At 63.6% G+C, this 14695-nt stretch carries 13 protein-coding genes; 6 read left to right on the forward strand and 7 right to left on the reverse strand.

Going from position 1 to position 14695, the window contains the following annotated elements; translation table 11 throughout:
• Positions 1-25 precede the first annotated feature (25 nt).
• The 6 genes from JS46_RS17085 to JS46_RS17110 are packed head-to-tail and all read left to right on the forward strand — an operon-like array spanning position 26 to position 6613.
• Positions 26-1621: an ABC transporter substrate-binding protein gene (locus JS46_RS17085; protein ID WP_033753429.1), complete on the forward strand. Its 1596-nt coding sequence runs from the start codon at positions 26-28 to the stop codon at positions 1619-1621.
• Positions 1591-2631, forward strand: coding sequence for an ABC transporter permease (locus tag JS46_RS17090; RefSeq protein WP_051905641.1), 1041 nt, complete (start codon positions 1591-1593; stop codon positions 2629-2631). Before JS46_RS17085 ends, JS46_RS17090 begins: the two co-directional genes overlap by 31 nt.
• On the forward strand, positions 2631-3527 hold the full coding sequence (locus JS46_RS17095; RefSeq protein WP_033753433.1) for an ABC transporter permease: 897 nt from the start codon (positions 2631-2633) through the stop codon (positions 3525-3527). The genes JS46_RS17090 and JS46_RS17095 overlap by 1 nt, the downstream gene beginning before the upstream one ends.
• Positions 3528-4355 (forward strand): ABC transporter ATP-binding protein, encoded by an 828-nt coding sequence (locus tag JS46_RS17100; RefSeq protein WP_033753436.1) that lies wholly within the window; start codon positions 3528-3530, stop codon positions 4353-4355. It abuts the gene before it with no gap.
• 9 nt (positions 4356-4364) lie between these two features.
• Positions 4365-5105, forward strand: coding sequence for an ABC transporter ATP-binding protein (locus tag JS46_RS17105; protein WP_033753439.1), 741 nt, complete (start codon positions 4365-4367; stop codon positions 5103-5105).
• Positions 5102-6613 carry a serine hydrolase gene (locus tag JS46_RS17110; RefSeq protein WP_033753442.1) on the forward strand — a complete coding sequence of 504 codons (1512 nt, stop codon included), beginning with the start codon at positions 5102-5104 and terminating at the stop codon, positions 6611-6613. Before JS46_RS17105 ends, JS46_RS17110 begins: the two co-directional genes overlap by 4 nt.
• Here JS46_RS17110 and JS46_RS17115 read toward each other — a convergent pair.
• The 7 genes from JS46_RS17115 to JS46_RS17145 all read right to left on the reverse strand — a co-directional run bounded on the left by JS46_RS17115 (position 6603) and on the right by JS46_RS17145 (position 14685).
• Complete coding sequence (locus JS46_RS17115) at positions 6603-7439, reverse strand: fumarylacetoacetate hydrolase family protein (RefSeq protein WP_033753445.1); 837 nt, start codon at positions 7437-7439, stop codon at positions 6603-6605. The genes JS46_RS17110 and JS46_RS17115 overlap by 11 nt on opposite strands.
• A 93-nt stretch (positions 7440-7532) precedes the next feature.
• A complete protein-coding gene (locus JS46_RS17120; RefSeq protein WP_033753448.1) occupies positions 7533-8354 on the reverse strand; it encodes a M55 family metallopeptidase in 822 nt (273 codons plus the stop codon).
• Positions 8351-9403 (reverse strand): P1 family peptidase, encoded by a 1053-nt coding sequence (locus JS46_RS17125; RefSeq protein ID WP_033753451.1) that lies wholly within the window; start codon positions 9401-9403, stop codon positions 8351-8353. Before JS46_RS17125 ends, JS46_RS17120 begins: the two co-directional genes overlap by 4 nt.
• A gap of 2 nt (positions 9404-9405) precedes the next feature.
• On the reverse strand, positions 9406-10290 hold the full coding sequence (locus tag JS46_RS17130) for an ABC transporter permease subunit (protein ID WP_033753453.1): 885 nt from the start codon (positions 10288-10290) through the stop codon (positions 9406-9408).
• On the reverse strand, positions 10287-11219 hold the full coding sequence (locus JS46_RS17135) for an ABC transporter permease (protein ID WP_033753456.1): 933 nt from the start codon (positions 11217-11219) through the stop codon (positions 10287-10289). The genes JS46_RS17130 and JS46_RS17135 overlap by 4 nt, the downstream gene beginning before the upstream one ends.
• A 30-nt stretch (positions 11220-11249) precedes the next feature.
• Positions 11250-12791, reverse strand: a complete 1542-nt coding sequence (locus JS46_RS17140) for a glutathione ABC transporter substrate-binding protein (protein ID WP_033753458.1) — start codon at positions 12789-12791, stop codon at positions 11250-11252.
• 31 nt (positions 12792-12822) lie between these two features.
• Complete coding sequence (locus JS46_RS17145) at positions 12823-14685, reverse strand: ABC transporter ATP-binding protein (protein WP_033753460.1); 1863 nt, start codon at positions 14683-14685, stop codon at positions 12823-12825.
• Positions 14686-14695: the final 10 nt, after the last annotated feature.

The raw sequence follows: 14695 nt of genomic DNA on the forward strand, positions 1-14695 counted from the left end.
TAATAATCAATAACCTGGAGTATAAATGGTCACCAGAAGACGCTTTATCGCAGGCTGCGCTGCCGCGCCGGTTTTATCCTCGCTAAGCTTCAACCCCGCCTTCGCCGCCGCGCCAGCCGGCATGCTGGTCATGGCGATGCAGCTCGACAATATGACCAGTCTCGACCCGCATGAAAGCTTTGAAGCGACCGGCGGTCAGATCTGCGGCAATCTTTACCAGAAGCTGGTGCAGCCCGATCCGCAGCAGGCGGATAAGATTGTCGGCATGCTGGCGCAAAGCTGGGAGGCGAACGGCGACAACACGCTATTTACTTTCCGCCTCGATCCGGCGGCCAAATTCGCCGACGGCACGCCGGTGACCGCCGAGGATGCGGCCTTTTCCATCGAGCGCATCGTCAAGCTGGATAAGAGCCCGGCCTTTATCATTAACCAGTTCGGCTTTACCAAAGAAAATGTCGCCAGCAAGGTGACGGCGAAAGATGCCCATACCCTGGAGATGGCGCTGGGCGCGCCCGCCTCAGAATCCTTCCTGCTCTACTGTCTCTCCGCCACGGTCGGCAGCATCGTGTCGAAAAAAGCCTGTCTCGCCAACCAGCAAAACGGCGACCTCGGCAACGCCTGGCTGAAGCAGCACAGCGCCGGCTCCGGCGCCTTCACGCTGCGCAGCTGGAAAGCGAGCGAAACGGTGATTCTGGAGCTGAGCCCGCAGTACGCTGGCCAGAGCGCGATCAAGCGCGTCATCCTCAAGCATATCGCCGACCCCGCCGCGCAGTCGCTGATGCTGCAAAAAGGCGACGTGGACGTCGCCTACGATCTCACCACCGAGCAGTTAAAACCGCTGCAGTCCAGCAGCGAGGTGACGCTGGTGAAGCAGCCGCTTTCCGCCATCATGCTGATGTCATGCAATACCACCCATCCGCTGCTGCAGAAGCCGCAGGTGTGGCAGGCGCTTAAGTGGGCGATCGACTACGACAGCATCCAGAAAAATATTCTGTCGCTGACCTACAACGTTCATCAGAGCTTTTTACCTTCCGGCTTTCCGGCAGCGCTCGACGACACCCCTTTTCATCGCGATGTCGATAAAGCGAAAGCGCTGCTGGCGGAAGCGGGTTACCCGGAGGGTTTCGAGATCACCCTTGACCACTATTCGATGCAGCCCTATCCCGATATCGCCCAGGCGATTCAGACCCAGCTCGGCGCCATTGGCATCAAGGTGTCGCTGATCGCCTCGGAGAACCGTCAGGTGCTGACAAAGATGCGCGCGCGTCAGCATCAGCTGGCGATCACCTCGTGGGGCGCGGACTACTTCGATCCGAACTCCAATACGGAAGCGTTCTGCGTCAATACCGATAACAGCACCAACGCGCGCAACCGCACCCTGGCATGGCGCTGCGGCTGGTCAGACGACGAATTTAACCAGCTCACCACGCAGGCGCTGCACGAAAGCGACCCGGCGCAGCGTCTCGCGCTGTATGAAAAAATTCAGCAGCTGCATCGGGAAAAGAGCCCGTTCATTTTTATGATGCAGCAGATTCAGACCACCGCCTGCGCGAAGAGTCTCTCTGACGTGCATATGACCGTGCTGGAACAATGGCCTTATCAGCAGGTGAAAAAAGCGTGACGGGCGCGGCAAAACGCGGCGCCAGCGCGCTGGGCAGCCTGCTGCTAACGCTGTTCGGCCTGACGGTGCTGACCTTTTTTATTGGTCGGGTAATGCCGACCGATCCGGTGCTGGCGGCGGTTGGCGACAACGCGCCGCAGTCGGTGGTGGAACGCGCGCGCGCGGAGATGGGGCTGGATCAGCCGCTCTACGTGCAGTTCGGCCACTATCTCAACCAGCTGCTGCATGGCGACCTGGGCCGTTCCGTGCTGACGTCGAACAGCGTGACCAGCGATATCGCCCGCTTTTTCCCGGCCACCATGGAGCTGGCGACGGCGGCGATCGTCATTGCCGCGCTGATCGGCATTCCCCTCGGCGTCTGGGCGGCGGTGCGCCAGGGTACCTGGCTCGATCAGACCATCCGCGTCATCTGTCTGGCGGGCCATTCGCTGCCGGTATTCGTGCTGGCGCTGCTCAGCCTGCTGCTGTTCTACGCCGTGCTCGGGATTGCGCCGGGGCCAGGGCGGCAGGACATCATCTGGCAGGATATGATCCCGCAGGTTACCGGATTTCTCACCATCGATTCGCTGCTGGCGGGCGAATATGACGCCTTCCGCGACGCGCTGGCGCACATGGCGCAGCCGGTCTGCATCCTCGCCTACTTCAGCATGGCCTACATCACGCGCATGACCCGCACCTTTATGCTCAACGCGCTCAGCGGCGAGTTTGTGATTACCGCGCGCGCCAAGGGGCTGTCTTCACGCCGCGTCATCTGGCGTCACGCGTTCCCAACGGTCGCGGTTCAGCTGATTACGGTGCTGGCGCTGACCTATGCCGGGCTGCTGGAGGGCGCGGTGGTGACGGAAAATGTCTTCGCCTGGCCGGGCCTCGGCCAGTATCTCACCACCTCGTTAATGAACGCCGACATGAATCCGGTGGTGGGCGCCACGCTGCTGGTCGGCACGGTTTACGTGCTGCTCAACCAGCTCGCCGACCTTCTCTATCGACTCTGCGATCCACGGATAAAATAATGTTTATTTCACGTAACTGGCTGCTGGCCGATTCGCCGACCAACCGCCGCCAGGCGGTTTGGGGCCGACGCTATCGCCTGTGGCTCAACCTGCGCGGCAATCCGCTGGCGACAGGCGGTATGGCCGTTATTCTGCTGATGCTGCTGCTGGCCATCGCCGCGCCGCTGCTGACGCCTTACGATGCCGGCGCGCAGCATCTGGAAAACCGTCTGGCGGCGCCGTCCGCTGCGCACTGGCTCGGCACGGACGAGCTTGGACGCGATCTCTGGACGCGCATTATTTACGGCGGCCGCACCACGCTCGGCATGGTTATCGCCGTCGTGGCGCTGACCGCCCCGCTTGGTCTGCTGATTGGCTGTATCGCCGGTTATCTCGGCGGCCTCGTCGATAAGGCGCTGATGCGCGTCACCGATATTTTTCTCGCCTTCCCGCGCCTGATCCTGGCGCTGGCCTTCGTCGCCGCGCTCAAGCCGGGCGTCGAGAGCGCGGTGCTGGCGATCGCCCTTACCGCCTGGCCGCCTTATGCCCGGCTGGCGCGCGCGGAAACGCTGCAGTTTCGCCACAGCGATTTTATCGCCGCCAGCCGCCTGACCGGCGCGTCGCCGCTGCGCATTATTCTGCGTCACATTATGCCGCTCTGCGTGCCGAGCCTGATCGTGCGCGTCACGCTTGATATGAGTTCCATCATCATCACCGCCGCCAGCCTCGGTTTTCTCGGCATGGGCGCGCAGCCGCCGTCGCCGGAATGGGGAACCATGATCGCGACCGCGCGCCGCTTTCTCTTCAGCGAGTGGTGGGTGCCGCTGATGCCGTGCATCGCGATTTTTGTCACCTCGCTGGCCTTTAACTTTCTCGGCGACGGCCTGCGCGACGTCCTCGATCCCAGGGAGCGCTAAATGCTGGTGGAAATAGAGAATCTACGCATCGCCTTCCGCAGCCGCGCGGAAAGGTTCGAGGCGGTGCGCGGCGTCAGTTTTAGCGTCGGCAAAGAGAAATTCGCCATCGTCGGCGAGAGCGGCTCGGGCAAATCGCTCACCGCGCGCAGCCTGATGCAGCTGCTGCCGGGCAACGCCGAAGTCAGCGCCGACACGCTGCGTTTTGACGGCATCGACCTGCGCGGCGCCAGCGAAAAAACGCTGCGGCAGATCCGCGGCAGACGCGTCGGCTTTATTCTGCAGGATCCGAAATATTCGCTTAACCCGGTCATGACTATCGGCCAGCAGATCGCCGAGGCCTGGCGCGAACACAAAGGCGGCAGCAGAAAAGCGGCGATGCAGGCGGCGATCGGCCTGCTGGAGCAGGTGAAAATTCGCGACGCCGCCGCCGTAGCGCTACGCTATCCGCATGAGGTTTCCGGCGGCATGGGGCAGCGGGTGATGATCGCCATGATGCTGGCGCCCGATCCCGAACTGCTGATCGCCGACGAGCCTACCAGCGCGCTCGACGCGACGGTGCAGGCGGAGATTCTGCGCCTGATCGACGATCTGGTTTCAGCGCGCGGTATGGGACTCATCCTTATCAGTCACGACCTGCCGCTGGTGTCGCACTTCTGCGATCGCGTGGCGGTGATGTACGCCGGACGTATCGTCGAGCAGCTTGACGCCCGGCAGCTGCACCAGGCGCAGCATCCCTACACGCAGGGGCTACTGGCCTGCCTGCCGTCGCTGCGTCACCCGCGCGCGCGCCTGCCGACGCTGCAGCGCGACGACGCATGGCGCGATTAGGAGCAAGCTATGTTTGAAATCAACAATCTGGACGTCAGTTTCGGCGCGCACCGCGCCGTCAAAGCGGTCACTTTCCAGGTAGGCAGCGGCGAGAGTTTCGGCATGGTGGGCGAAAGCGGCTCCGGCAAATCAACGGTGTTGCGCGCGCTGGCGGGACTGAACAACGACTGGCGCGGTGAAATCCGCTTCGGCGGCATGACGCTAAGCGCCCGACGCGGCCGCCCTTTTTTCCGTCAGGTGCAGATGGTATTTCAGGATCCCTACGGTTCGCTGCATCCGCGCCAGACAATCGACCGTATTTTGCATGAGCCGCTGCTGGTGCATCGCCTCGATCGCGCCGAACAGCGCATCAACCAGGCGCTGAGCGATGTCGGCCTGCCCGCCGCCGCGCGCTTCCGCTATCCGCATCAGCTTTCCGGCGGTCAGCGCCAGCGCGTGGCGATCGCTCGCGCGCTGATCGCCGAGCCGGAGGCGCTGCTGCTGGATGAGCCGACCTCCGCGCTGGACGTTTCCGTTCAGGCGGAAATCCTCAATTTGCTTAGCGATCTGCGCAGCGCGCGCAATCTTACCTATATTCTGGTGACGCATAATCTGGCGGTCGTCGCCCATCTTTGCCAGCGTATCGGCGTGATGCAGCATGGCGAAATGGTAGAGCAGTTGAGCGCGGACGACCTGCGCGCGCGGCGAATTCATCATCCGCATACCGCGCAGCTGTTCGATTTGAGCATTGGACTGGAGGAGCCGGCATGACGCTGGAGTGGCAACGGGCGGCAGCGGTCGCCGATGAGCTTGTCCAGGGCTGGCGGCAGCCCGGCGCGCCGGGCGGCGCGATAGTGCTGTTTGACGCGCGTCAGGTGCATTCGGCGCACTGCGCCGGAGTGGCCGATTTAGCGCAGCAGACGCCGTTTACCCTCGACAGCGTGGTGCGCTTCGCCTCCATCACCAAACATCTTTTCGCTGCGCTGGCGACCGGGCCGGGACGCCGCTATCTGTCGTCTGACGACAAACTGGCGGATCACCTGCCGCAGCTGCGCGGCGCCAACGGTCAGGTTACCGTGGGACAGGCGCTGGATATGTCGAGCGGGCTGCCGGATCTGCGCGAAACGCTGTCGCTGATCGGGCTGTCGCTCTACAACGCCACCACCGACGCCGACCTGCTGGCGTTTCTCGCCGCGGAGAGCGAGCTGAACTACCCGCCCGGCAGCGAAATTTCTTACACCAATACCGGCTATCGGCTGGTGGAGGAGGCGCTAAAAGCGAAAGGGGTGCGTTTCGACGCCCTGCTGCAGCAGTATATCTGTCAGCCGCTGGATATCAGCCTGACCGCGCCGGAAACCTGGTTCGACGTGGTGCCCGGTCTGGCGCCGGGTTACTGGTTCGACGGCAGCCGCTGGCAGCTCGCCAGCGCCGGCCTTCATCTCTCCGCCTCCGGCAGCGTCGCCGGCAGCCTGCGCCATCTGACGCGCTGGCTGCAGGCGCTGTTGAGCGACAGCGGCCCCGGCGCGGGCGTGCTGCGGCGCCTCAGCGCGCCGCGCCTGCTGGCGGATGGACGCGTCAGCGGCTACGGACTGGGTCTGGCCAGCACGCAGATCGGCACCCAGACGCTGTTTGGCCACGGCGGCTCGCACGCGGGCTATAAAAGTTATTTCCTGCTGCATCCTGAACGCCAGGCGGGCGTGGCGCTGGTGGCGAATCGCGAAGATGTCGCCACCTCTGAAGGCGCGCTGCGCGTGATGGCGGCGCTGCTTAACCGCACGCTGCCGGAGAAAGGGCACGATCTCACGCCCGGCCTCTATGTCGGGGAACAAGAGGCGGAGTGGCTGGAGATCGCTGGCGACGCAGCGACCTGGCTCGGCGCAAGCGAAACGCTGTGGCGCGTTGGCGCCCAGGGCGAGGCGCGTTCGCTCTCCAGCAGTTTTCCGCTGCGGCTGTGCCAGCAAGGCGACGCCATCGTCGGCGAGATCGGCTATGCGCCGCGCCGCTTTGTGCCGGCGCAGCCTGACGGCGCCAGCTTACAGGCGATGCAGGGACGCTGGTTCCTGCCGCAGTGGCGCAGCGAACTGGTGATTGAGGGCGAGAGGCTAACGATGGGCATCGGCCCGGCGGCGATTGTCGCCAGCCTGAGATCGCTGAGCGGCGACCGCGTGCTGGCGACCGCGCAGGACGGTCCCTGGCAAAAGCGCTTTATGCTGAAGCGCGACGGCAACCGGCTGCGTCTGCTGCTTAACCGCAGCCGGGTGGTGCAGTTTACGCGATAACGTTACGCAGCCTGCCGATCTTCTCAATCTCGACTTCCACTACGTCGCCGCTGAACATAAACAGCGGCGGCGTGCGCTTCTTACCGACGCCGCCCGGCGAACCGGTGAAAATGACGTCGCCCGGCGAAAGCGGACTGAACGCGGAGATGTACTCGATAATATTCGCGACGCTGTGCACCATGCTGCCGGTGGTATCATTCTGCACTTCGCGCCCGTTTAGGAAGGTTTTGATCCCCAGCGTCTGCGGGTCGCCAATCGCCTCGGCCGTCGTCATCCAGGGGCCAAAGCCGCCAGTCTGCGGCCAGTTCTTCCCGGCGGTAAACCAGGTAAACTGCATGTCGCGCACTGTCGCATCCATAAAACAGCTGTAGCCTGCCACGTAGCTCAGCGCCTCGTCGGCTTTCACCTTATGCGCCGGTTTGCCGATGATCACCGCCAGTTCGCCTTCGTAGTCGAATTCGCTGGTGGAGGCGGGCTTCATCAGCGGCTGCTCATGGCCGGTCAGGGAGTCCGCGAAGCGGATAAACAGCGTCGGCGCGTTCTGGGTTTCTGAAAACTCTTTCCGCTTATCGGCGTAGTTCATGCCGACGCAAAAAACCTTGCCGGGATTGTCAATTACCGGCAGAAAACGCAGCGCGTCGAAGGCATAGTCGGCAGGTCGATCGCCAAACGCCGCGAGATCCGCCAGCGAGGAGCGCTGCAGGAAGGTTTTCAGATCCGGGCACTGCGCGCCCATGCGCGTGCCGACATCCACCACCCCATTTTCTTTGACGATGCCGAAACTTTTAATGCCCTGGTCTGGAAGATAAAAACTGCAAAGCTGCATTACTGCCTCGTTGTTATAGATAAATTCGCGCGCAGGTTAGCAAAAGATGAGATGAAAATCGTACAAACTTCCGCTCATCCGATGACATAGCGTTTAATTTTGTGTCGACGCCAGATAAGAGAAGGCGCTGAGCAGGCTGACCAGCGTCGCTATGCGTTCCGCCTGGTAGCCGACCGTGACGGCGTCGAGGCGCGCAACGCCGGGTATCAGGCAGAAAAGATCCGCCAGCACCGGCCTGCTCGCCTGCAGCGTCAGCCGATAGGGCGCGTTCAGAGAGGCGTCGCATGGGCCAGAGGCGCGCGAAACCGCGCGCGCTGACGCTTCGCGAATGCGCTCCCGCGCCGCCTGCGGGCTGAGCGATTCGGCGCAGGTGTGGGAAATCGCGCGCTTTACGCAGACATATTCCGCTTCGGGGTGGCGTTCGGCGATCCACTGCTGCAGGCAGTCGTCACCGCTTACCAGCCACAGCGGCGTGCCCTGTTCCGCCGCCGCCGCCGCGTAAATATCGCTTTCACCCACCACGCGATCGTTGATCAACATGCGCCAGAAGGCGCGGCCGTTGATGGTGTGCGCCAGTACGCCAGGCTCTCCTGCCGCGCTGTGATAGCCGATCAGCATCAGGCCATCGAAGCGCTGCTGTTCCAGTCCCTCTACCATCGAGAGCGCGCGCGGTTTGCCCTGCACCAGGCGTGCGCGCGCATCCATGTTTGCGGCGCGCAGGTTGGTCATCTGCGCATGGCTGTCGGCGACGACGACTTCAGTCGCGCCTGCTGCGAAGGCGCCGTCGATCGCGGCGTTAACCTCTTGCTCCATTAACTCGCGCGCCAGCTGCCATTCGGTGTGGCCGGGCGCGCACTGTTCAGGACGCATTACCCCCGCGACGCCTTCGATATCGGCCGAGATAAAAATTTTCACGGTGTGACTCCTGCAAGGCGGTCCAGCACATCGCTGAGCGCCGGACGATGGTGGCCGCGAAAGCCGGTAACGGGCTGCGCGCTGAGCAGCGCATCCAGCACCGCATGTTCGGTGGCGTCGGCCGCAGCCGACAGCATCGGCTCCAGCGCGGCGTCCGGTGGCGGTTGCGGCACGGGCCGGGTGGAGAAAGCCACGGCGATGTCGCCGGAGCCGTGCCCCCAGTAGCTGCCAAGCCGTCCCAGACCGGCGCCGGCGCGCTTCGCTATACGCGTCAGCTGGCGCGCGTCGAGCGGCGCGTCGGTCGCCATGACGATAATAATGGAGCCGGCGTCGCGCTGCGGCGTCAGCGACGGCAGCAGCGGCGCGATCTGTTCGCCAAGGCGCACGCCATCCAGCGTCAGCGCCTCCAGCGCGCCGAAGTTAGCCAGCACCAGCACGCCCAGCGTGGCGTTAAGGCCGTCAATGCGGCGCGAGGCGCTGCCGATGCCGCCTTTCAGGCTGAAGCAGCTCATGCCGCGTCCTGCGCCGACGCTGCCGCGCGCGAAGTCGGCGTCGGCGTCGTCGAGAGCGGCCTGCGCCATCGCTTCGGTCACCGCCATCGCCTGAATATCGTTGAGCCAGCCGTCATTGCACTCCAGCGCCAGCGGGTTGACCGTGGGCAGCGCGCGTCCCAGCTCCGGGTTGACGCGGATCGCCGCGCGCGCCAGGGTGGTGAATAGCGTGCCGACCGCCAGCGTATTGCTGAGCAGAATCGGCGTCTGCAGCACGCCCAGCTCGGTGACCTGCACCAGCCCGACCGGCTTCGCAAAACCGTTAAAGACCGCCGCGCCGCACGGCAGCGGCTGGGCGAAAAGGTTCTCTCCCGGCGGCACCACCGCCGTCACGCCGGTTTGCCGCTCGTCGCAGTCCAGCGTGTAGTGCCCGACGCGCACGCCGGGCACGTCGCTGATGCGATTAGTCGGACCACAGACGCCGCGCGGCTGCCCAAGGCGGCGCGTGGCGCGCCAGCGCTGCAGCAACAGCGCACATTGTTGTTGGTGAAAGTCCATCTTTAGCTCTTGAGTTTAGGGTCCAGCGTGTCGCGTAGCGCATCGCCTAACAGGTTGAACGCCAGCACCGTCATAAAAATCGCCAGGCCGGGAAAAACGCTGACGTGCCACAGCCCCGCCATCATCATGCTGCGGCTCATGGCGAGGATATTGCCCCATTCCGGCACGTCGGGCTCCGGGCCGAGGCCGATGAAGCTCAGGCCGGCGGCGGTGAGGATGCTGGTGCCGATGCGCATGGTGAAGTAGACGATCACGTTCGGCAGCGTGCCGGGAAGAATGTGTCGCAGCAGGATCACCCGGTCCGGCGCGCCGGCGCAGCGCACCGCTTCGACATAAGCGGCCTGTTTTAACGACAGCGTCGAGGCGCGTACGATGCGCGCGAAAACCGGCACGCTGAACACCGCCACCGCGATGATCACGTTGTTGAGTCCGGGACCCAGTATCGCCACCACAGCAATCGCCAGCAGCATGCCGGGAAAGGCGAAGAGCACGTCGGAGCCGCGCATAATCAGCATATCGACCCAGCGCCCATAGTAGCCCGCCAGCAGACCAAGCACGATGCCCGCCAGCATGCCGAGCGTTACCGACACAATACCGACGTAGAGCGAAATACGCGCGCCGTAGATAATCCGGCTCAGCACGTCGCGCCCGAGCTCGTCCGTGCCCATCCAGTGCGCGCCTGACGGCGGCATAGAGAGCGCCGTCCAGTCCGGCTCCATTGGGTTCCAGGGCGCCAGCCAGGGCGCGAAGAGCGCGATCAGCACCAGCAACAGCACGAAACCGCCCGACGCCAGCGCCAGCGGATTGCACGCAAAAGCGTGCAGGAAGTCGCGCCACGGCGAACGGATCGCTTCGCTGTCGACGGTGGTTAGCGTCTGCTGGCTCATTTGCCCCCCTGACTGAGACGAATTGCCGGATTGACCACTGCATAGAGCAGGTCCACCAGCAGGTTGATTACGATAAATTCAAATACGAACAGCATCACCAGCGCCTGAATCACCGGCTGGTCCTGCGCCTTGATCGATTCAATCAGCAGCCAGCCCAGTCCCGGCCAGTTGAAGACGCTTTCCACCACGATTGAGCCGCCAAGCAGAAACCCGAACTGCAGGCCCAGCATGGTGATCACCGGAATCAGCGCGTTGCGCATCACATGTTTCCAGGTGACGCGCGCAGCCCGCAGCCCTTTGGCGCGCGCGGTGCGCACATAATCTTCCTGCGCCACCTCAAGAAACGCCGAGCGGGTAAAGCGCGCCATCACCGCCGCGACCGACGAACCAAGCGTAATGGCGGGCAGGATGATATCGGCAGGCTGGTTAAAGCCGCTGACCGAGAAGAGGCCGAACGGCATGGCAACGAACTGGATCAACAGCAGCCCAAGCCAGAATGCCGGCATCGAAATGCCGCCGACCGCGGCGCTCATCAGCGTCCAGTCCAGCCAGCCGCCGCGCCGTAGCGCCGCCGTGACACCCAGCGCCAGTCCCAGCGCCACTGACCAGACGAATCCCGCCAGCGCCAGCCACAGCGTTGGCATAAAGCCTTTGCGAATCACCTCCAGCACCGGCTGCTGGGTGCGGTAGGTGACGCCTAAATCGCCGCGCAGGATACCGCCCAGCCAGTTTACGTACTGCTGCGGCAGCGGATCGTTCAGGCCGAGATGCTGACGCGCCGCCTCAACCGCCTCTATCGGCGCGTCAGGTCCGGCGTAGATACGCGCCGGATCGCCGGGCAGCAGCTTGATAAAGCCGAAGACCAGCAGCGAAACCACCAGCAATACCGGAACCATCTCCAGCAGCCGACGCAGGATGTATGCGAACATAACCTTCCTTTTTTGCAGTGCCGTTCGGCGTTATTTAAAAGCGGCCTGATTAAAGAGCAGATTGCCGTCCGGCAGCATCGACACGCCGCTCAGTTTCGCCGTTTTGCCGACCAGATTGTCCGGCGTGCCGAGATAAGCGACAGGCGCCTCTTTCCACAGCAGCGTCTGCGCGTCGGCGTAGGCGGCCGCGCGTTTCGCCGGTTCGGCGGTCGCCAGACCGCCGGCGATCGCCTTATCCACCGCCGGATTGCTGTAGTAGGAGACGTTGTATGAGGTCGGCACCCAGGATTCGCTGGCGAACAACGGACGCAGCGCCCAGTCGGCATCGCCGGTCGAGGTAGACCAGCCGCCGTAGTAGAGATCGTACTCGGCCTGTTTCGGATCCTTTACGCCCCACAGCCTGGCGTTGCGCGTGCCGGAATCCATCGGCGTCACGGTGACGCGAATGCCGACGGTCGCCAGCTGCGCCTTAAGGAACTGCGCGGCGCGGACGCTGGCGGTGGCATTGGTGCACCAGAGCTTGAGATCGAGGCCGTTCGGGTAGCCCGCCGCCGCGAGCAGGGCTTTCGCCTCCTCCGGCGCGTAGCGATAGTTCGGCGCGCTCTGTTTTTGATAGAACTGCACCCCGACAGGGATCGCCGAGGTGGCGGGCGTACCCATCCCGGCAAACCCGACTTTCAGCCACAGCTCGCGGTTGATGGCGTAGTTGATCGCCTGACGTACGCGCGTATCCGCCAGCGGCTTGTGCTGAGTGTTGATCGCCATGTAGTAGAGATAGATGCTGGGATCGCGCTGGATCGCCAGTTTGCTGTCGCTCTGTACCGCGCCGATAAGATCGGACGGCAGCGGATAGATCGCGTCCACCTGGCCCGCCTTCAGCGCCGCAACCCGCGTGGCGTCTTCCGGGCTTGGCGAGAAGATCACGCGATCCACCTTCGGCCAGCCCTTGTTCCAGTAGCCGTTGAATTTCGTCAGCGTCACCGCCTTGCCAGGCTGCCACTCCACAAAGGTAAACGGCCCGGTGCCGACCGGATGCAGACGCAGCTGCGCCTCGTCGGGAAAAGCTTTCAGCACCGTCGGGCTCCACATCACCGCCGACGGGTGCGCCAGGGTGTTGATAAAGGCGCCGAAGGATTCGCTGAGGTCGATTTGCACTTTATTGGGCGCCAGCACGGTGACGCTTTTGATCATGCGGTAAAGGCTATTACGCTTCAGGCCTTTTTTCTGGTCGGCGAGTCGATCGAGGTTAGTCTTCACCGCGTCGGCGTCAAAGGGCGTACCGTCCTGAAAGGTCACGCCGTCGCGCAGGGTCAGCGTGAACTGGGTGGCGTCGTCGTTGCTGGTATAGCCCGTCGCCAGCCAGGGCGTCAGGGTCATTTTGGCGTCGAACTGAAACAGGCGCTCAAAGATCCCGCTCTGCACCGAATAGCTGATGTTATCGGAGGTATCATGCGGGTCGAGTCCGGTAATATCGGCGTACATCGAAATACGCAGATCCTGCGCCTGCGCGACGCTGGCCAGACACGCTGTTAAACCGAGGGCGAGAGAAGTGCGGCGGAAAAATGGCTTCATAAAGGCTCCTGGTAGAAATGAATAGACGCAATTAATGCTCTTCGGCTACCCAGTGATCGGGCGCGACCTGGCGATAACGGTGTTTGCTCATCCTCTCTTTTACGCTGCGCACAGGCGACGGGATCTCCCCGTCGTCGAAACGACGCGCTGGACGATGACGCGGATCGACTACCGGCACCGAGGCCAGCAGGCGCTGCGTGTAGGGATGCTGCGGTTGATTAAACAGCGACTGCCGCGGGCCGATTTCGACAATCTGGCCGAGATACATCACCGCCACGCGGTTGGCGACGCGCTCTACTACCGCCATGTCATGGGAGATAAAAATCCAGGCGACGCCAGTCTGCCGCTGCAAATCCATCATCAGGTTGATGACCTGCGCCTGAACCGACACGTCGAGCGCGGAGACCGCTTCATCGGCAATAATAATTTTGGGTTTGAGCGCCATGGCGCGGGCGATGGCGATACGCTGCCGCTGGCCGCCGGAGAACTCATGAGGATAGCGGCGCGCGTGTTCCGGCAGCAGGCCGACGCTCTTTAATAATGCTTCAACCTGCGGCGTCGCTTCGTCGAGCGAGCGCACCAGGCCGTGCAGCAGCAGCGGCTCCGCAATGGTGAAGCCCACGGTCAGGCGAGGGTTGAGCGACGCGTAGGGATCCTGAAACACCATCTGGATTTCACGCCGCAGCGGCTGAAACTGTGCTTCTTTCAGGCTGGCGATTTCGCGGCCGGCAAACAGAATGCTGTCGGCGTCGCCGTCGACCAGTCGCATCAGGGCGCGGCCGGTGGTCGATTTGCCGCAGCCGCTTTCGCCGACGATCGCCAGGGTTTCTCCCGGCCAGAGGGCGAAGTCGATCTGCTCGACCGCATGCACGCGATGCGTCAGCGCGGAGAAAATGCCGCTGCGCACGGGAAAGCGCACGGTCAGCCCGCGCACGTCGAGCAGCGGTTTCTCTTCGTAACGCGCGGTGATGTGCGCCTCCTCGGCTGGCGCGTCGCCGTGCAGCAGCGGAAAACGCTGCGGCCAGCGCTGGTCGCGCATCTCCCCGGGTTTCGGCACCGCCGCCAGCAGCGCGCGGGTATAGTCATGCTGCGGCGCGGCGAAGATCGCCTCTACCGGTCCCTGCTCGACGACGTTGCCGCGATACATCACCACCACCCGATCCGCCACTTCGGCGACGACGCCCATGTCATGCGTGATGAACAGCACCGCCATTCCTTTTTCTCGCTGCAGCTCGCGCAAAATATGCAGAATGCGCGCCTGTACCGTGACGTCGAGCGCGGTGGTCGGTTCGTCTGCAATCAGCAATTGCGGGTCGCACGCCAGCGCCTGCGCAATCATTACGCGCTGGCGCATGCCGCCGGAGAGCGAGTGCGGAAAGCTTCTCATCACCCGATCGACGTCGGCGATGCGCACCTGACGTAGCAGCGACCGCGCGCGGGCCTGCGCGTCGGCGCCGGAGCAGAGCTGATGGTCGCGCAGCGCTTCGGTGAGCTGATCGCCCACGCGCAGCACCGGGTTGAGCGAAGTCATCGGCTCCTGAAAAATCATCGCCATCTCGCGTCCGCGCAGCCTGCGCCGCTGCTCCGCGCTAAGCCGGCTGAGATCGCGCGTTTCGCCCGTGCGGTCGCGAAAGCGGATCGCGCCGCCGTCAATGCGCGCCGAGGCGGACAGCAGCCCCATAACCGCCAGCGAGGTCACCGATTTTCCCGACCCGCTCTCGCCGACCACCGCGACGATTTCGCCCGGCTGGATGGCGAAAGAGACGTCGTGCAGCGCCTGATGCGCGCCGCTGCGTCCGCGAAAGCTGACGCTGAGATGCTCTATCGCCAGCACCGGCGCGCCGTCCGACCCGGCAACGCTGGCGGCGTCAGTCAGGCGAGAAGTATCCGTCATCGTTGCTCCA

Source organism: Pantoea sp. NGS-ED-1003 (genome assembly GCF_000738765.1).
Lineage (GTDB): Bacteria > Pseudomonadota > Gammaproteobacteria > Enterobacterales > Enterobacteriaceae > Pantoea > Pantoea septica.

Excerpts from the sequence above, each read along its gene's own strand:
- JS46_RS17085 (WP_033753429.1), top strand. The coding sequence starts at position 26 with ATGGTCACCAGAAGACGCTTTATCGCAGGCTGCGCTGCCGCGCCGGTT.
- JS46_RS17090 (WP_051905641.1), top strand. The coding sequence starts at position 1,591 with ATGGCCTTATCAGCAGGTGAAAAAAGCGTGACGGGCGCGGCAAAACGC.
- JS46_RS17095 (WP_033753433.1), top strand. The coding sequence starts at position 2,631 with ATGTTTATTTCACGTAACTGGCTGCTGGCCGATTCGCCGACCAACCGC.
- JS46_RS17100 (WP_033753436.1), top strand. The coding sequence starts at position 3,528 with ATGCTGGTGGAAATAGAGAATCTACGCATCGCCTTCCGCAGCCGCGCG.
- JS46_RS17105 (WP_033753439.1), top strand. The coding sequence starts at position 4,365 with ATGTTTGAAATCAACAATCTGGACGTCAGTTTCGGCGCGCACCGCGCC.
- JS46_RS17110 (WP_033753442.1), top strand. The coding sequence starts at position 5,102 with ATGACGCTGGAGTGGCAACGGGCGGCAGCGGTCGCCGATGAGCTTGTC.
- JS46_RS17115 (WP_033753445.1), bottom strand. The coding sequence starts at position 7,439 with ATGCAGCTTTGCAGTTTTTATCTTCCAGACCAGGGCATTAAAAGTTTC.
- JS46_RS17125 (WP_033753451.1), bottom strand. The coding sequence starts at position 9,403 with ATGGACTTTCACCAACAACAATGTGCGCTGTTGCTGCAGCGCTGGCGC.
- JS46_RS17130 (WP_033753453.1), bottom strand. The coding sequence starts at position 10,290 with ATGAGCCAGCAGACGCTAACCACCGTCGACAGCGAAGCGATCCGTTCG.
- JS46_RS17135 (WP_033753456.1), bottom strand. The coding sequence starts at position 11,219 with ATGTTCGCATACATCCTGCGTCGGCTGCTGGAGATGGTTCCGGTATTG.
- JS46_RS17140 (WP_033753458.1), bottom strand. The coding sequence starts at position 12,791 with ATGAAGCCATTTTTCCGCCGCACTTCTCTCGCCCTCGGTTTAACAGCG.
- JS46_RS17145 (WP_033753460.1), bottom strand. The coding sequence starts at position 14,685 with ATGACGGATACTTCTCGCCTGACTGACGCCGCCAGCGTTGCCGGGTCG.